This window comes from Streptococcus sp. SM5 (assembly GCF_027497975.1).
The window spans coordinates 41,246-59,160 of sequence record NZ_JAJNSC010000020.1; the positions used below are offsets into that span (position 1 = coordinate 41,246).

Consider the following 17,915-nt stretch of genomic DNA (forward strand, 5'->3'; position numbering starts at 1 on the left):
TTATCTAAAAAAGAGTCGCATGATGTCATTCCAGGTCACAGCAATCATCAAGACAACCATGATGACCACTCCGGCCAAAGTGACATAGGTTTCAATTTCTTGTTTCAATGGTTTGCGGCGGATAGCTTCTAGGATATTGAGCACAATCTTACCACCATCCAAGGCTGGAATCGGAATCAGATTAAAAATCCCAATATTGATAGAAATTATTGCCAAGAAGTACAAGACATTTTCAATTCCATTTTTAGCAGCATCACTACTTGCCTTAAAGATGGCAACAGGGCCACCTAGCTTGTTCAAATCCGGTTGGAAAATCAGATCTTTCAGAGCTGATAGAATTCGGAGAGCTGAGTCAGCAGCAGTTGTAAAACCACCTACAAACATGGACAGAAAATCTGACTTAATCCCCGGTTGAACACCTAGAAGGTAACGACCTTGACTTTCTTCTGGGGTAACCGTTACTTGTTTGTCACTACCATTTTCAGAAATAGTCACATCCAAGGTCGGGGCCGTCTTATCTTTGGTTTCTGATTCCACAGCCTGAATCAAACTTTCCCAGTTGCTAACCTCATGTGAGCCAATCTTGGTAATTTGTGCCGTTTCTGGTACTCCTACCTTAGCCAAAGCCCCTTGAGGCATAATATGGAACTGGTTGGTATCGACATCTCTGACACCACCCTGCATGAAGATTAAAATCCAGAAAACAACGACACCTAAGATAAAGTTGTTCATGGGGCCTGCAAAGTTAGTAATGAGTTTCCCCCAGATAGTCGCATTTTGATATTGAACATCTAAAGGTGCAATCCGAACCTCAGTTCCATCTGCTTCCACAACCGTTGCGTCGTGATCCACTGCAAATGTTTTTTCTTCTTCCAGAACCAGTCCTTTGATAAAGAGCTTGTCTTCAAAGTCAAATTGGGTCACCTGCATAGGAAGAGCTGTTTGATCCAATTTTTTACCTGAGAGATTGATGCGTTTAACCTTACCATCATCAGTAAGCGTCAAACTGACAGGAGTTCCTGTCTTGATTTCAGTTGTATCATCACCCCAACCGGCCATGCGAACGTAGCCTCCCAGAGGCAAGATGCGAATGGTATATGCAGTTCCATCCTTGCCAATATGAGCAAAGATCTTGGGTCCCATGCCAATGGCAAATTCACGCACTAGAATCCCTGATTTCTTGGCAAAGTAGAAGTGTCCGAACTCGTGCACCACTACAATAATCCCAAAAACCAGAATAAAGGTTAAAATTCCGAGCATAGTATTTCCTCCGTCTTCTGGTTAAAAGAGTCCAAATAAGTGCATGATTGGAAATACAAGCAACATACTATCGAAACGATCCAAAACACCACCATGTCCAGGGATAAATTTCCCAGAATCCTTGACACCAAAGTGACGCTTAATCGAACTTTCTAGTAAATCACCAAATTGTCCAGCAATGCTAAAGAAAATAGCAAAGACGGACATCTTGTAAACTCCATACGGAAGAGCAACTGTACTGTCAACTATCATAAAGATAATGGTTACTAAAATAGCTCCTAAAATACCACCCAAGGCCCCCTCAAAGGTTTTATTAGGAGAAACCGTTGGAGCTAGTTTTCGTTTACCATAGTTCATCCCAGCAAGATAAGCACCACTATCAGTCGCCCAGACGATACACAAGGCTAAGAGAGCCTTATCCAAACCTGCGACACGAGCATCTAGTAAGGCATTGAATCCAAAGCCCACGTAAAAGCTCATAGCCAGAGGGAAAACAGCATCCTCAATCGTATAAGACTTGCTAAAAACAGTCGTTCCTAACATGATTGAAATTAACACACTATAAGCAACCACATTCCCATCAACTGGCAAAAAAGTCAAGTAATTCTCCAAGGGAATGGTCAAAGCAAAGGTTGCAAAGAGGGTCAAGAGCCCCTCCATCGTCATGGTCTCTAGACCTCTCATCTTCAAAAGTTCATGCATGGCTAGCATGGCTATGATTCCAATTGCTATCTGAAGCAAGAGTCCCCCAATCATTAAAATCGGTAGGAAAATAGCCAGTGCAATCCCTGCAAACAAGGTTCTTTTCTGTAAATCCTGTGTCATATTTCCTCCTAAACTCCTCCAAATCGGCGTTGTCGACGATTGTAGGCAAGAATGGCTTCCTGCAAGGCTACTTCGTCAAAATCAGGCCACAAGGTATCCGTAAAATAGAGCTCACTATAGGCTCCCTGCCATGGAAGAAAATTACTCAAACGCAATTCTCCACTAGTACGGATAATCAAGTCTGGATCTCGTACTTCCTTAGGCAAATGCTGGGTAAAGAGATAGTTGCCAATCAATTCCTCTGTGATGTCACCTGGGTTGATTTTAGCATCTAACACATCCTGGGAAATCAACTTAAGTGCCTGTGTAATCTCAGCACGTCCACCATAGTTAAGAGCAAAGTTAAGAATCAAACCTGTATTGTTCTTAGTCAATTCCTCAGCCTTGGTTAAAGCTTCAAAGGTTTGCTTAGGCAGGCGGTCCGTCTCCCCAATCATTTGAATCTTAACATTATTCGCATGCAGTTCAGGGACATAATTGTCATAAAACTCTACGGGCAAGTTCATGATAAACTTGACCTCCTGATCGGGGCGGGTCCAGTTTTCCGTAGAAAAAGCATAGACCGTAATAACCTTAACGCCCAGTTTGTTTGCTGCCTTGGTCACAGTTTGTAATGCTTCCATACCCGCCTTGTGTCCAAAAACTCGCGGTTGCATACGTTTTTTAGCCCAACGGCCGTTCCCATCCATGATGATGCCGATATGAGCAGGAACCTGTGTCGGAACTTCTACTTCCACAGCCTTATCTTTCTTAAAAAATCCAAACATGATCTTATTCCTATTCAAAAATCTATCGTTTCATTATACCATATTTCCCTATTTTCTTCTATCACTAAGCTATTTATTCTCAGGCACCAAGCCCATTTTTCAAAAAAAATAAGTCGCCTGATTGGGCGACTCTATTTTTTATAGGGAGATTATTATGAAAAAGTTTTAGGAGTTTAAGTTAAGGTCTTCTTAACTTATGAAATAAGTATACACTTCCTAACTTAAAGTTTCCTTAAGTATTTTTAAAAATCAAATTTTTCCATTTCTCCTGCCAATTTTTCTTAGATAGCCGTATTTGATAGAGAGCCATTCGATCTTCATTTTCTAAAAAATGAGGAGTTGGGCGAACTTGAAAAGTCAAAATATCCTCTAGTCCATAAGGAGTAAATAATTCTAAAGCGGAGTCTTCATGCAAGCGAAGCCCAACCGCCGTACACCGTTCTGGATACTTACTCATAGCATCACGAGAGCTGGTATAGGGCGCAGTATGAGGACTGTGCTGGTGCATATAGACCTGATTTTTCAATTCCCACTGGTACTGAGAAAAATCCGCTCTCAACTTGTTCTCTATAGCCAGCGTTTCTTCATAACTCACATCTGGGTCAAAGAAAATCACATCCACATCTGTTTCACGGTCAAAAGCTGGTCTGTCTGACAAGAGATTCCAGATGAAATTTCGTACCGAACCTGCTGCCAACCAGGAATCTGTCAACTCCAGTTTTCGGATGATAGTCAGAATAGCCATCATATCCTGATTTTCTCTAAAAGCATCTAGAATTTCTTGCTCATTTTTCATTGTATTCATACCCTAAATGTTCATATGCCTTGGCCGTTGCCACCCGTCCAGAACGTGTTCGCATGATAAAACCTTTCTGGATTAGGTAAGGTTCGTACATATCCTCAACCGTCTCACGCTCTTCAGCGATATTCACAGAAAGTGTTCCTAGTCCGACAGGACCACCATCATACATCTCAATCATGGTACGAAGGATTTTTTGGTCCACATAGTCCAAACCTTCATGGTCAACATCCAGCATAGTCAGAGCCTTATCGGTAATAAGATCATCAATAACCCCATTCCCCATAATCTGGGCAAAATCGCGCACGCGCTTGAGGAGACGATTGGCAATACGAGGGGTTCCACGACTACGCAAGGATAACTCAGATGCTGCCTCATGAGTAATTTCCATCTCAAAAATATCTGCTGTCCGCTCAACAATTTCTGTCAAATCAGCATGGGCATAGTATTCCATATGACCTGTAATCCCAAAACGTGCCCGTAGCGGATTTGAGAGCATACCAGCCCGAGTCGTCGCACCAATCAAGGTAAAAGGTGGCAACTCCAAATGAACACTGCGACTGCCTTCACCAGCCCCAATCATGATATCAATGTAGAAATCCTCCATAGCACTATAAAGCACCTCTTCCACTGACATGGGCAAGCGATGAATCTCATCAATAAAGAGAACGTCTCCAGGCTCCAAATCATTCAAAATCGCTACCAGATCCCCCGCTTTTTCGATAATAGGCCCTGACGTTTGCTTGAGATTGACTCCCAGTTCATTAGCAATGACAAAAGCCATGGTTGTTTTCCCAAGTCCTGGAGGGCCAAATAAGAGTACATGGTCCAGCGCTTCATCCCGCATTTTAGCAGCTTCGATAAAGATTTGAAGCTGGTCCTTGACCTTGTCCTGCCCAATATATTCACGTAAATACTGAGGACGGAGCGTGCGTTCCACTAACTCCTCATCCCCCATAATCTCATTGTCTAAAATTCTACTCATGGCTCTATTATATCAAAAATCCAGCCCGCAAACAAAAAAGCCACCTAATTAGGCGACTTCCGACTTTAGCACGTATGTGGTATAATATTGTTCGGCACTGCTACACCGCCTACGAAAGGAGGTGAGATAGCCCATGATGGAATTAGTACTCAAAACTATCATCGGACCAATTGTGGTCGGTGTCGTTCTTCGATTAGTCGATAAATGGCTAAACAAGGACAAATAGTGTCAAAAAAGACCTCAAGCTTAATGTGGAAGTTAGCTTGAGGTCTTTTCTAGTCCATGATATAGAACTAGTACTCAATTCCTTTTTATTATCCCACAGTTCACAAAATTTGTCAAAGGTTTATATCCTCAGCTTCTCAAGCTTTAACCGTTTTACAACAAGACTTTCAAGTTTAAGAGAAAGTTAGGGATTCTATCAATTTCATAGAAATTTTGATTTAGTAAACGAAGAGACAATCTTACATGTCACTCCTCATTTAATACGCCACTACTAGACAAGCAAAATCATTATTACAGCAGTTCCAGTCCTTCAATTAACAGTCACTTACAATCAAATTGAGGTTGAAGTAGCTGAAGCGACAACAGACCTATTTCTTAGTCATATTTCCTAAAAAAGTCCCCGCCAATTTCCCGACCAAAATCCGAAAAATATCGGAAAATGATTTTTAGAATGGTCCCCAAAAGCCTGAAATAGAGCCAAAAAACTCCACCTGATTGGGTGGAGTTAAGGGAGATTATTATGAAAAAGAAAAGTTTAGGTTTTATTAAATAAAGTTAGGAGGTCTTTATTTAATGACTATATGATACAAGACGAAGCTTAAAACTAGCTTAACTTTTCTCAAATTCTACCATTTTTCAAAAAATTACTATCACCATCACCTCGTTCCACAAAAAAGCCACCTGATTGGGTGACTTCATTAGGAGATTATGATGAAAAAAAGTTTTAGGATTTCATTAAATAAAATTAGGAGGTCTTTATTTAATGACTATATGATACTAGACCATCCTTAAACTTTGCTTAAGAAAAAACTAGTGTTGTTATTTTTCTCGATTTACCCAAGTCATCCCTATACAATTATAGGTGGATAAGATTTCAAAACCCATAGAACGATAAAATCTCAAGGTTCTTTCTGTCTGTTCTGTCACCAGCTGGACTTGATAGACATCTTTGTAATCCTCTAAAGCCTCTTTCATTAGGGCACTACCAATCCCTTGACGCTGATAGATAGGTAAAACGATTAAATCCTGAACCAATACTGATGAAAAACCATCACCAATCAAACGAATCAAGCCAACTATTTTCTCTCCATCAAATGCTAAATACATAGCAAGCGAATGAGATAAGGCCTGCTCCAGCATCTCTGATTGATCGGTATAATTTGTCCAACCGACAGCCTGATAGAGATGCAAAACATCCTCTAACTTGACAATTTCTTGCTTTTTAATAGCAATCATATCAACACCTCTTAAAACTCTCTCAAGCTCTTGTACTGTCGTCCATTTTTACCAAAATTTTCAGGAGCCAACCATGTTTCTAAACGAGCTTTGACTTGAGGCCAGTCGTTATCAATCATAGACAACCAATCCGTATCCCTCGTACGCCCCTTATAAACGACTGCCTGACGGAAGGTTCCTTCATAGACAAATCCCAAACGCTCCGCAGCTCGTCTGGATGGTAGATTAAGAGAATCACATTTCCACTCATAGCGACGATAGTGAAGTTCTTCAAAAACATAGCGCGCCAATAGATACTGAGCTTCTGTCCCTATTCGTGTTCCCCTGAGTTCTGGAGAAAAAGTGACTGCTCCCACTTCTATTACTCGGTTATTCTGGTCAATACGCATGAGTGAAAAAGTTCCCAAGGCCTTACCAGTTTCCTTGTCTACAATCGCATAGTAAAAGCGATCCTTACGAGCCAACATCTGATTTAAAACGGCAACCAGCTCCTCCATATCCGCCACTGGTTCCTGAAAGAGGTAAGTCCACATCTCCCGCGGAGTATCTGGACCATAAACAGCTAATAAATCCTTCGCATGCTTTTCCACCGAAAGAGCCTCTATCCGGGCATAACGCCCTTCTAAGAAATCAATAGAAGGCAGTGCACCAGGTGTATAACCTTCCATTGACTCCCCAATCATTTGACCATATTCATTTACTGGCATAACTTTCTCCTTGTTTCGCTTTTCAAACTTTATAGTTGCCCATAGTATACCATACTTTCATAAAAAGATTCAAAAAATCCCCCAGATTCTACTCTGAAGGATTCTTATCTTATTTCACAACGATATTAACAAGCTTGTTAGGTACACTAATCACTTTCACGATTTCCTTGCCATCAATCTCTGCTTTGACTTTTTCATCAGCCAGAGCGATTTCTTGCAATTCTTCGCGTGATAGGTCTTTGGCTACCATCAATTTGGCACGGACTTTACCTTTGATTTGGACGATGATTTCGATTTCGTCTTCAACCAATTTGCTTTCGTCCCATGTTGGCCAAGCTACGTAAGAGATTGATTCACCTGTTGCTGCAACTGTTTGCCAGAGTTCTTCTGCCAAGTGAGGTGCAAATGGAGCAATCAATTGGATAAAACCTTTGGCATAGTCCACATAGAGCTTGTCTTCCTTGTTAGCAGCGTTGACAAAGACCATAAGTTGGGCAATAGCTGTGTTGAATTTCATAGACTCGATTTGCTCTGTGACAGCTTTAACGGTTTCATTGTAGACCTTGTCAAGAGCGCCCTTGTTTTCCACAACAATTTCCTTACTTGTAATCAAACGGTAAACACGGTCAAGGAATTTACGACTTCCTTCCAGACCTTCTTCTGACCAAGCGATAGAAGCATCGAGTGGGCCCATGAACATTTCATAAACACGAAGGGTATCGGCACCGTATTGTTCCACCACATCGTCTGGGTTGACAACGTTCTTAAGAGATTTAGACATCTTGGCTGGTGCTTGCTCCAACTCTTCTCCTGTTTCCACATGGAAGAAGGAACCATCACGTTTTTCAACCTTGTCGGTTGCCACAAGCGCACCACGATGGTCACGGTAACTTGTCCCCAAAATCATCCCTTGGTTAAAGAGTTTTTGGAATGGCTCCTTAGTTGGAACAACACCAAGGTCGTAAAGGAATTTGTGCCAGAAGCGAGCGTAAAGCAAGTGAAGAACGGCGTGTTCTGCACCACCCACGTAGATATCTACCGGCAACCATTGTTTGAGGAGGTCCTCATCAGCCAATTTCTCAGTATTGTGCGGGTCAATATAGCGGAGGTAGTACCAGCTTGAACCAGCCCACTGTGGCATGGTGTTTGTTTCACGGCGACCCTTGACGCCATCTTCACGGGTCACTTCAAGCCAGTCGGTCAAGTTAGCTAGCGGACTTTCACCAGTACCTGAAGGACGGATATCCTTGGTTACAGGCAAGACAAGTGGCAATTCGCTTTCAGGAACAGCTGTTGAAGTTCCATCTTCCCAATGAATGATTGGAATTGGCTCACCCCAGTAACGTTGACGACTAAAGAGCCAGTCGCGGAGACGGTAGGTAACCTTCTCTTGTCCACAGCCTTTTTCTTCCAACCAAGCCACAATCTTAGCAATAGCATCTTCTTTGTTCAATCCATCTAGGAAGTCTGAATTGACGTGAAGGCCGTCTTCTGTGTAAGCAGCTTCTTCAACGTTTCCACCTTCAAGTACTTCTACGATTGGAAGGTCAAATTGGTTGGCAAATTCCCAGTCACGTTGGTCGTGGGCAGGAACAGCCATTACCGCACCTGTTCCATAACTAGCAAGAACATAGTCCGCAATCCAGATTGGGATTTCCTTGCCATTGACAGGGTTGATGGCATAAGCACCAGTCCAAACCCCTGTTTTTTCCTTGGCAAGGTCTGTACGAGCCAAGTCAGACTTGAGACTAGCTTGGTGTTTGTAGTCTGCTACAGCCTCTGCTTGCTCCGGACTTGTGATAGCGTCAACCAAGTCATGCTCAGGAGCCAAGACAGTGAAAGTCGCACCGAAAAGGGTGTCAGGACGAGTGGTAAAGACTGTGAATTCCTTGTCTGTTCCCTTAACTTTGAAGGTTACATTGGCACCAGTTGATTTACCAATCCAGTTGCGTTGCATGTCCTTAATAGACTCTGGCCAGTCAAGTTCATCTAAATCGTTAAGCAGACGTTCTGCATAGGCAGTGATTTTGAGCATCCATTGGCGCATTGGTTTGCGGACAACTGGATAGCCTCCACGTTCAGAAGTTCCGTCAGGAAGAACCTCTTCGTTGGCGATGGCAGTTCCCAATTCTTCAACCCAGTTTACTGGCACTTCCGCTTCATAGGCCAAGCCCTTTTCGTAAAGCTTGGTGAAGATCCATTGTGTCCACTTGTAGTAGTTTGGATCTGTTGTATTGACTTCACGATCCCAGTCGTAAGAGAACCCAAGCGCATTGATTTGGCGTTTGAAATTGGCAATATTTTCCGCTGTAAATTCTGCTGGGTCATTCCCCGTATCCATAGCGTATTGCTCTGCAGGTAAACCAAAGGCATCCCAGCCCATTGGGTGAAGGACATTGTAGCCTTGCGCACGTTTGTAACGGCTGAGGATATCGGTTGCAGTATAACCTTCTGGGTGTCCTACGTGCAGACCCGCTCCAGACGGATAAGGGAACATATCGAGAGCATAAAACTTCGGTTTCGATGTATCTGTTCCAGTCTTAAATGTATGATGTTCTGCCCAGTAGCCCTGCCACTTAGGCTCAATTTCTTTATGATTGTAAAAACTCATGGTCTCTCTCCAATTTTGTGATGTTACTATTATACCATTTTTGAGGGAATTTGAAAGATGAGAAATGTTCTTTTGGACTTGGATGACAAGAAAGACTGATTCGCAAATCCAGCTTATATAACAGTATAAAAAATTAGCCCCCATTTGGAGCTAACTTCTATTAACTATTTGTCTCTTCCATCTTCTCCCGTCCTAGTTCTCGGTAACTACGGTCACCAACAACCTCAACGCTAAACTGGCCGTCCTCATATTCAAGGATTGTCACGCTACCATTATCTAGACCATGCGGATGCATGCCATTGATCAGATAAACAATGGTTCCAATAGTCATTCCGTGGCTGACAACGAGGGCATTGCCCCCACCTTGTTCTTCCATTTCTTTGGCAATCGCTTCAAAGCCTTCCTTGATTCGGCCACTGAGTTTTTCCCAACCTTCAGCCCAACCAGCTGTATCGACCTCTACCAAGCCCTCAGCCAGTTCAGCATAAGACAATTGGTGAACGTGGTCCACATTAAAGATACGAGGAATAATGCCCATAAAAAGATCACCATCATAAGCCCCGTCAAAACTACCGAAACACCATTCTCTGATACGCTTGTCCATGCGATAAGGGATTTTCCCCTGCAAGCCAAGTTCATCAAGAATGATTCCCATCGTCTGAATGGTGCGCCCTGAATCACTGGAATAAGCGCGTTCAAACTGCAAACCAGATTCTCGCAAACCGATTCCTAATTCTTGAATTCCTCGTTCACCTTCAGCAGTTAAAGGAGTATCGCTCCAACCTTGCGCGCGACCAATCGTGTTAAACATAGTCTTGCCATGACGTACCAAATACAATCGTACTTTTACCATTTTCCGTCCTCCGTTTGCTTCTATTATATCATGGATGATAAAACAAAAGCCACCCAGACAGGCGACTTTTGCAGGAGATTATTATGAAAAAGTTTAGGAGTTCATTAAATAAAGATATTAGATGAAAATCAAATTCAAACTAAATCAGTGTTATCTGTTTCAAATAATATTAGGAGGTCTTTATTTAATGATTATAGTATACACATCCAACCTTAAATAGAACTTAAAATTTCTCCTATTTTCTTAATTTTTAAAACTATGAATTGGTGCTGGGATTTGGCCTCCACGAGAAATGAAATCGACAGACGAAGCTCCATTGACTTTCATTACTGGAGCTGTACCAAGAAGACCACCAAATTCAATCATATCGCCTTCTTTTCCTTTTGGAATGATACGAACAGCTGTTGTTTTCATGTTAATGACACCAATTGCCGCTTCATCTGCAATCATAGCCGCAATGGTTTCAGCAGGTGTATCCTCCGGAATGGCAATCATATCCAAACCAACGGAACAGATAGCTGTCATAGCTTCTAGTTTTTCCAGATTAAGAGAGCCATTTTGCACTGCAGCAATCATTCCTTCATCCTCTGAAACAGGGATAAAGGCACCAGACAAACCACCAACTTGATTGCAGGCCATAACTCCGCCCTTCTTAACTTGGTCATTCAAGAGAGCCAAGGCAGCCGTCGTTCCATGCGTACCAACTGTTTCTAGCCCCATTTCTTCAAGGACACGTGCAACAGAATCTCCAACCGCAGGAGTTGGCGCCAAACTCAAGTCCACAATACCAAACTCCACACCTAGTCTCTCACTGGCCATTTGACCAACCAATTGACCGATACGAGTGATTTTAAAGGCAGTTTTCTTAACTGTTTCGGCTACTACATCAAAGCTCTGTCCACGAACTTTTTCCAAGGCACGTTTCACCACACCAGGACCAGAAACCCCGACATTGATGATGACATCTGCTTCCCCAACACCATGAAAGGCACCCGCCATAAACGGATTGTCCTCAACAGCATTAGCAAATACAACCAACTTGGCTGCTCCCATATCTGATAGAGTTGCCGTTTCCTTGATAACCCGTCCCATATCTGCGACAGCCGTCATATTGATACCAGACTTGGTTGAGCCGATATTGACTGACGAGCAGACCTTATCCGTTTCAGCCAAAGCACGAGGAATAGAATTGATGAGAATCTCATCTCCCTTTTGGTACCCCTTTTGTACCAAGGCAGAGAAACCACCAATAAAATCCACACCGATTTCTTTCGCAGCCTTATCAAGCGCTTTTGCCAGAACAACGTAATCCGTCGCATCTGTCGCAGCCCCAATCAAAGAGATAGGAGTCACCGATACACGCTTATTAACGATTGGAATCCCCAACTCAGCCGCAATTTCATCGCCAACAGCCACTAAATTAGCTGCCTTGGTCGTAATCTTTTGATAAATTTTCTCCGCAGCACGATTGATATCTGGATCGATACAGTCCAAAAGGGAAATCCCTATGGTAATAGTTCTGATATCGAAGTTCTGCTCCTCAATCATAGCAATGGTTTCAGTAACTTGTCTAATATCCATGATAACCTCCTAGATATTATACATAGCTTCGAAAATCGCTGCACTCTGAATATTGATTTTCACATTCAAAGTTTGCCCAAAAGCTTCAAATTCATTACGAAGATAGGTAAAATCTTGCTTTTTATCACTAGAGACGACAGCCATCATCGTGAAATATTCATCCAAGACAGTTTGAGAGATATCATCAATATTCAAACCCAATTCTGCAATTTTACCAGAAACACCTGCAACAATTCCAGATTTATCTTTACCAACAACAGTTATAATCGCTTTCATTAGCAAACTCCAATTCTTCTTTTAATAGGAAACCTGAACATTAAACAGGATTCTTTTCAAATAGTATAGCATAATTCTAACTAAAATACTCAAAAACGCCTGCTTACGAAGTTGTTCTTACATGAAAAACAATTTCGTAAACAAGCGTCTACTATCCCAACTTATGATGAGTGTTCCCGCTAGGACCGAAATCCTAGCGGTAGACCAGAGCTAGACTAAGAGCACAAGACTCCATCATCATAACACTCAACAAAATTGATGATTTTATACTAATTCGATAATCGCCATTGGCGCTGCATCACCACGACGTGGTTCAGTTTTAAGGATACGAGTGTATCCACCGTTACGTTCAGCATAACGAGGTGCGATTTCTGAGAACAATTTTTGAAGTGCTGTAGTAGAAGTGTACTTATCAGTTGCTTCATCATAGTTTTCAGATGCGATTTCATTACGTACGAAAGCAGCTGCTTGACGACGTGCATGCAAATCACCACGTTTACCTAGAGTAATCATTTTTTCAACAGTTTTACGGATTTCTTTAGCACGAGCTTCAGTTGTCACGATTGATTCGTTGATCAAAAGGTCAGTTGTCAAATCGCGAAGCATTGCTTTACGTTGTGAGCTAGTGCGTCCTAGTTTACGGTAAGCCATGTATTCCTCCTTTATTTATCTTTTAATCCAAGACCCAAATCAATAAGTTTAAGTTTCACTTCTTCCAAACTCTTGCGTCCAAGATTTCGTACTTTCATCATCTCTGCTTCAGATTTTTCTGTCAAATCATGCACAGTATTGATACCGGCACGTTTCAAACAGTTGTATGAACGCACAGACAAGTCCAGTTCCTCAATCGTACGATCCAAAATACGATCGTCAGATTCAGTGTCAGCTTCTTTCATCACTTCAGTTGACTTAGCAATCTCAGTAAGATTTGTAAACAAATCAAGATGTTCTGTCAAAATACGTGCTGAAAGCCCTAAAGCATCTTCTGGAATAATTGTTCCATTTGTCAAGATTTCAAGGGTTAATTTGTCAAATCCATCATTGCTACCTACACGAGCAGGTTCCACTTGATAGTTGACTTTGGTAACTGGTGTATAAATAGAATCTACAGCAAGTGTCCCAACTGGTGCATTATCCTTTTTATTTTCATCAGCAGGTACATATCCACGACCACTGTTAACAGTCATAGTCGCTTTTAGCGAAGAACCTTCACCGATTGTAAAGAGATAATGATCTGGATTTACAATTTCAATATCGCTATCTGTCAAAATGTCACCAGCTGTTATTTCAGCAGGACCTTCAACATCTAGTTCGATGATTTTTTCGTCTTCAACGTACGATTTCACTGCAATTCCTTTAATGTTCAGAATGATTTGCATCACATCTTCACGAACACCTGGAACTGTGTCAAACTCATGTAACACACCATCAATGTTGATAGATGTCACAGCTGCTCCTGGTAGAGAAGCTAGAAGTACACGACGAAGAGAGTTACCAAGAGTTGTACCGTAGCCACGTTCAAGTGGTTCGATTACAAACTTGCCATAATCTTTATTTTCATCAATTTTTGTTATATTTGGTTTTTCAAACTCGATCATTTAGTTACTCCCTCTTAAACGAAAAGCAGTGTAATGCGATGATTATACACGGCGACGTTTTGGAGGACGAGCACCATTGTGTGGCACTGGAGTCACATCACGAATTGCTGTTACTTCAAGACCAGCGGCAGCAAGCGCACGAATAGCTGACTCACGACCAGAACCTGGACCTTTTACAGTAACTTCAACTGATTTAAGACCGTGTTCTTGTGCAGATTTAGCAGCAGCTTCAGAAGCCATTTGAGCAGCGAATGGTGTAGATTTACGAGAACCTTTGAAACCAAGAGCACCAGCTGATGACCAAGCAATTGCATTACCATGCACATCAGTAATCATAACAATAGTGTTATTAAATGTAGCGTGAATATGAGCAATACCAGATTCGATATTCTTTTTCACACGACGTTTACGTGTTGGTTTAGCCAAGACTTTTACCTCCTATATTATTTTTTCTTACCAGCAATCGCAACAGCTTTACCTTTACGAGTGCGAGCGTTGTTTTTAGTGTTTTGTCCACGGACAGGAAGTCCACGACGGTGACGGATACCACGGTATGAACCGATTTCCATCAAACGTTTGATGTTCAAGTTTACTTCACGACGAAGGTCACCTTCAACTTTGATTGCATCCACTTCACGACGGATAGCATCTTCTTGATCTGATGTAAGATCACGTACACGAACATCTTCTGAGATTCCAGCAGCAGCCAAAATTTTCTTAGATGTTGCAAGTCCGATACCATAAACATAAGTCAATGAGATTACTACGCGTTTGTCATTTGGAATGTCAACTCCAGCAATACGAGCCATGTTTTCTCCTTTCTATCTTATCCTTGACGTTGTTTGTGTTTTGGATTTGCTGGGCAAATTACCATAACACGACCATTACGACGAATAACTTTACAGTATTCGCAAATTGGTTTGACCGATGGTCTTACTTTCATTTCTTATCCCTCCAAGTTTTTCGATTATTTAAAGCGGTAAGTGATACGTCCACGTGTCAAGTCATATGGACTCATTTCGACAGTAACACGATCTCCCGCTAAAATACGAATATAGTTTTTACGAATTTTACCAGAAACTGTTGCTAAAATCTGATGTCCATTTTCAAGTTCAACCGTAAACATTGCATTCGGCATTGTATCAACTACTTTGCCTTCAACTTCAATCACATCGTCTTTTGCCACGCAAAAGCACCTCCATAAATTTCGATTCGATGCCTCTAGACACAGAGACAACAATTATAAGTCAGACTATCTTAGTATAACATTTGTAGCGGATTTTTGCAAGTGTGAAAAACGCTTTATTTCAAATTTGTCAATACTTTTTCGATATCTGAGAAGACATCATTGATATCTTGATTACCTTCGATGTCATGAACCAAACCTTTGGCACGGTAGTGAGCAATGATTGGTTCTCCTTGAGAAATATTCACATCCAAACGACGTTTGACTGTCTCAGGCTTATCATCTTCACGTTGGTAGTAATCTTCTTCTTTATAGTCAACTGGTGGGTTAAAGACCTTGTGGAAAGTTTCTCCAGTTACGCGGTGGATGATACGGCCACTCAAACGTTCCAAGAGGCTATCTGGATTCACTTCAATATTGATGACACCTTCTAGTTCAATGCCAAGTTCAGCCAATGTTTTATCCAAGGCATGAGCTTGTTCGATTGTACGTGGGTAACCATCCAACAAGAATCCTGTTTCTTTAATATCATCTTGTGAAAGACGTTCTTTTACGATTCCATTTGTAACTTCGTCAGGAACCAATTCACCCTTGTCAATGTATGACTTAGCAAGAACACCCATTTCAGTTTGATTTGCCATAGCAGCACGGAACATATCACCTGTTGAGATATGTGCAACATGGAATTGTTCTACGATTTTTGCTGCTTGAGTTCCCTTACCTGCACCAGGTAAGCCCATAATCAAAAGATTCATGATTTGATCTCCTTATTTTATTTTTAAATAGAAGCAAAAAGTCTTTTCACCCCTATTTAAAAACAAAATAGAAGAGGGGAGACCAAACTCTCACTAATGTTAGAGTTAAACCTCCACTCCCTCAGCATTTACTGACTCAGTAAATACTTTTATTCTGTTCTGTCCATGAAACCAACATACTTACGTTTCAATAGGTAACCTTCCAATTGTTTGATTCCTTCAATACCTGTAGAGATAATGATCAAAAGACTGGTTCCTCCAAAAGCAACTGCTTCTGAAAGTCCGAAAACATCTTTTGCTACGATCGGTAAAATAGAAATCACACCAAGGAAGAGAGAACCAACAGTTGCAAGTCGACGAAGAAGTTTAGACATATATTCTTCTGTACCTTTACCAGGACGAACTCCGTGGATATAGGCTCCGCTCTTTTGTAGGTTTTCTGCCGCTTTTTCAGGATTAATCTGTACAAACGTATAGAAGAATGTAAAGAGAATAATCAATAAAGCATACATGGCAATACCAGTTGGTGAAGTTGTTGCCAGCATTTCTTGTGCTGTTCTTACCCAAGCCCAATCATGACCTGTAGCGCTCAAAAACTGAAGAATAGCCGCAGGCGCTGCAGTAATCGAACTTGCAAAGATAACAGGGATAACTCCAGCAGGGTTTACCTTCAAAGGAAGGTAAGAGCTAGATGGAGCACCTTGTGCAACCTTAGTATATTGGATTGGAATTTTGTATTCTGCTTGTTGAACATAAGTTGTAAAATAAATAATCAACAATACAGTAATAATCAAAATGATTACGAAAATGATAGATGAGTTGATACGGCTACTTGGGACGTTCACAAAGTAGTCAACATAGATGCCTTGAATCATCTCTGGAATTGAGGCAACAATCCCGGCAAAGATAATCATAGAAACACCATTTCCGTATCCCTTATCTGTAATTTGCTCTCCCAACCAAGTCACAATCATACTACCAGCTGTTAAGATGATACCAATCATGATAAAGACTTGTGGTGTAAGAGCTGTTTTCAACAATTGAGCTCCAGCCAAAGTATTAAAACCAGCTGTAATCCCGATAGATTGCACAAAGGCTAGAACAAGAGCAATATAACGAGTAGCTTGATTTAATTTTCTTCGACCTACTTCCCCTTGTTTACCCCACTCTACAAATTTGGGTAAAATATCCATTTGCAAGAGTTGGACAACGATAGAGGCCGTAATGTAGGGACTAACACCCAGAGCAAAAACCGAGAAGTTTTTCATGGCATTCCCTGACACCAAGCTCAACATGTTTAAGAAGGATAATCCACTTAAAGCATTCAAGCTATTGGCATTCACACCAGGAACTGTAATACTAGTCCCGATACGAAAGACCAACACGATAAAAATTGTAAACAAAATTTTTGATCGAACCTGCTTGACTTTAAGAGCTTCTCTTAATAATTTAAAAAACATAGGTCACCTCTCTTAGATGACTTCTACTGAACCACCTTTAGCAGTGATAGCTTCTTCAGCTGATTTAGAGAATTTAGCTGCTTTCACAGTCAATTTCTTAGTCAACTCACCGTTACCAAGAATTTTAACGCCTGATTTTTCAGCTTTAACAATTCCTGCTTCGATAAGAACAACTGGAGTAACTTCAGCACCATCTTCAAAGACGTTCAATTGGTCAAGGTTCACAATTGCGTATTCTTTAGCGTTGATGTTAGTGAATCCACGTTTTGGAAGACGACGGAACAATGGAGTTTGTCCACCTTCAAAACCAAGGCGAACTCCGCCACCGCTACGAGCTTTTTGACCTTTTTGACCACGACCAGATGTTTTACCGTTACCTGATGAAGTACCACGACCAACGCGGTTACGTACTTTACGAGAACCTTCTGCAGGTTTCAATTCATGAAGTTTCATTTTTATTTTCTCCTCTTTTGTAAAATGCTAGCGCCGATAAGGGAGAAAAGGTTGTCTCCCCCATCAACTCGCCTATACGATGTCATCATAGATGACTATATCTAGTTTTAGGGGATGGTATACTGCACATCCCCTAAAAATTCATTAGTTTACTTCTTCAACTGTTACCAAGTGAGATACTGCTGTGATCATACCACGGATAGCAGCGTTGTCTTCTTTAATAACAGAGCTGTTCAATTTGCCAAGTCCAAGTGCTACAACAGTTTTACGTTGTGATGGAATGCGTCCGATTGGAGACTTAGTCAAAGTAATTTTAATTTGAGCCATTTTATCCCCTT

General features: G+C 41.4%; 22 protein-coding genes. 1 reads left to right on the plus strand and 21 read right to left on the minus strand.

The genetic code is table 11. The features are described 5' to 3' along the window. From rseP to ruvB, 5 genes are all read right to left on the minus strand, one after another. A complete protein-coding gene (gene rseP / locus PAN07_RS13430; RefSeq protein ID WP_269798119.1) occupies positions 1 to 1,260 on the minus strand; it encodes an RIP metalloprotease RseP in 1,260 nt (419 codons plus the stop codon). 21 nt (positions 1,261 to 1,281) lie between these two features. Next, positions 1,282 to 2,085, minus strand: a complete 804-nt coding sequence (locus PAN07_RS13435) for a phosphatidate cytidylyltransferase (RefSeq protein ID WP_265465066.1) — start codon at positions 2,083 to 2,085, stop codon at positions 1,282 to 1,284. Between the two features lie 8 nt (positions 2,086 to 2,093). After that, positions 2,094 to 2,852, minus strand: coding sequence for an isoprenyl transferase (locus PAN07_RS13440; protein ID WP_265465067.1), 759 nt, complete (start codon positions 2,850 to 2,852; stop codon positions 2,094 to 2,096). A 232-nt stretch (positions 2,853 to 3,084) separates the two neighbouring features. Then, the gene (locus tag PAN07_RS13445) at positions 3,085 to 3,657 is read right to left on the minus strand and encodes a nucleotidyltransferase family protein (protein ID WP_265470793.1); all 573 of its coding nucleotides are present in this window, start codon (positions 3,655 to 3,657) and stop codon (positions 3,085 to 3,087) included. Beyond that, the gene (gene ruvB, locus PAN07_RS13450) at positions 3,638 to 4,636 is read right to left on the minus strand and encodes a Holliday junction branch migration DNA helicase RuvB (protein WP_346658463.1); all 999 of its coding nucleotides are present in this window, start codon (positions 4,634 to 4,636) and stop codon (positions 3,638 to 3,640) included. Before ruvB ends, PAN07_RS13445 begins: the two co-directional genes overlap by 20 nt. A gap of 133 nt (positions 4,637 to 4,769) precedes the next feature. On the opposite strand from ruvB, the gene PAN07_RS13455 reads away from it, so the two are divergent. Further along, positions 4,770 to 4,862: a type I toxin-antitoxin system Fst family toxin gene (locus PAN07_RS13455; RefSeq protein ID WP_000970382.1), complete on the plus strand. Its 93-nt coding sequence runs from the start codon at positions 4,770 to 4,772 to the stop codon at positions 4,860 to 4,862. 818 nt (positions 4,863 to 5,680) lie between these two features. Here PAN07_RS13455 and PAN07_RS13460 read toward each other — a convergent pair. The 16 genes from PAN07_RS13460 to rpmD all read right to left on the minus strand — a co-directional run bounded on the left by PAN07_RS13460 (position 5,681) and on the right by rpmD (position 17,904). Beyond that, a complete protein-coding gene (locus tag PAN07_RS13460; RefSeq protein ID WP_265465418.1) occupies positions 5,681 to 6,097 on the minus strand; it encodes a GNAT family N-acetyltransferase in 417 nt (138 codons plus the stop codon). 11 nt (positions 6,098 to 6,108) lie between these two features. Beyond that, positions 6,109 to 6,804 (minus strand): GNAT family protein, encoded by a 696-nt coding sequence (locus PAN07_RS13465; protein WP_265465419.1) that lies wholly within the window; start codon positions 6,802 to 6,804, stop codon positions 6,109 to 6,111. A 109-nt stretch (positions 6,805 to 6,913) separates the two neighbouring features. After that, positions 6,914 to 9,415, minus strand: coding sequence for a leucine--tRNA ligase (gene leuS / locus PAN07_RS13470; RefSeq protein WP_265465421.1), 2,502 nt, complete (start codon positions 9,413 to 9,415; stop codon positions 6,914 to 6,916). Between the two features lie 160 nt (positions 9,416 to 9,575). Continuing rightward, entirely contained in the window at positions 9,576 to 10,268 is a 693-nt protein-coding gene (locus PAN07_RS13475; protein WP_049543955.1) for a histidine phosphatase family protein, read from the minus strand. A 243-nt stretch (positions 10,269 to 10,511) separates the two neighbouring features. Continuing rightward, positions 10,512 to 11,849, minus strand: a complete 1,338-nt coding sequence (locus PAN07_RS13480; protein WP_265465077.1) for a PFL family protein — start codon at positions 11,847 to 11,849, stop codon at positions 10,512 to 10,514. A gap of 9 nt (positions 11,850 to 11,858) precedes the next feature. After that, positions 11,859 to 12,125 carry an ACT domain-containing protein gene (locus PAN07_RS13485; protein WP_000644130.1) on the minus strand — a complete coding sequence of 89 codons (267 nt, stop codon included), beginning with the start codon at positions 12,123 to 12,125 and terminating at the stop codon, positions 11,859 to 11,861. Between the two features lie 264 nt (positions 12,126 to 12,389). Continuing rightward, complete coding sequence (gene rplQ, locus PAN07_RS13490; RefSeq protein WP_000331493.1) at positions 12,390 to 12,776, minus strand: 50S ribosomal protein L17; 387 nt, start codon at positions 12,774 to 12,776, stop codon at positions 12,390 to 12,392. A gap of 11 nt (positions 12,777 to 12,787) precedes the next feature. Further along, positions 12,788 to 13,723 (minus strand): DNA-directed RNA polymerase subunit alpha, encoded by a 936-nt coding sequence (locus tag PAN07_RS13495; protein ID WP_000568984.1) that lies wholly within the window; start codon positions 13,721 to 13,723, stop codon positions 12,788 to 12,790. Between the two features lie 42 nt (positions 13,724 to 13,765). Next, entirely contained in the window at positions 13,766 to 14,149 is a 384-nt protein-coding gene (gene rpsK, locus PAN07_RS13500) for a 30S ribosomal protein S11 (RefSeq protein WP_001118385.1), read from the minus strand. A gap of 17 nt (positions 14,150 to 14,166) precedes the next feature. Continuing rightward, positions 14,167 to 14,532 (minus strand): 30S ribosomal protein S13, encoded by a 366-nt coding sequence (gene rpsM, locus PAN07_RS13505; protein WP_000090781.1) that lies wholly within the window; start codon positions 14,530 to 14,532, stop codon positions 14,167 to 14,169. A 17-nt stretch (positions 14,533 to 14,549) separates the two neighbouring features. Continuing rightward, complete coding sequence (gene rpmJ, locus PAN07_RS13510; protein WP_001808836.1) at positions 14,550 to 14,666, minus strand: 50S ribosomal protein L36; 117 nt, start codon at positions 14,664 to 14,666, stop codon at positions 14,550 to 14,552. 24 nt (positions 14,667 to 14,690) lie between these two features. Continuing rightward, entirely contained in the window at positions 14,691 to 14,909 is a 219-nt protein-coding gene (infA, locus tag PAN07_RS13515) for a translation initiation factor IF-1 (protein WP_001029883.1), read from the minus strand. Positions 14,910 to 15,025: 116 nt separating this feature from the next. Then, on the minus strand, positions 15,026 to 15,664 hold the full coding sequence (locus PAN07_RS13520) for an adenylate kinase (protein ID WP_269798120.1): 639 nt from the start codon (positions 15,662 to 15,664) through the stop codon (positions 15,026 to 15,028). Positions 15,665 to 15,813: 149 nt separating this feature from the next. Continuing rightward, positions 15,814 to 17,124 (minus strand): preprotein translocase subunit SecY, encoded by a 1,311-nt coding sequence (gene secY / locus PAN07_RS13525; RefSeq protein ID WP_000465403.1) that lies wholly within the window; start codon positions 17,122 to 17,124, stop codon positions 15,814 to 15,816. Positions 17,125 to 17,136: 12 nt separating this feature from the next. Then, entirely contained in the window at positions 17,137 to 17,577 is a 441-nt protein-coding gene (gene rplO / locus PAN07_RS13530; RefSeq protein WP_000766089.1) for a 50S ribosomal protein L15, read from the minus strand. Between the two features lie 144 nt (positions 17,578 to 17,721). Beyond that, positions 17,722 to 17,904: a 50S ribosomal protein L30 gene (gene rpmD / locus PAN07_RS13535; protein WP_000057241.1), complete on the minus strand. Its 183-nt coding sequence runs from the start codon at positions 17,902 to 17,904 to the stop codon at positions 17,722 to 17,724. Positions 17,905 to 17,915 lie beyond the last annotated feature (11 nt).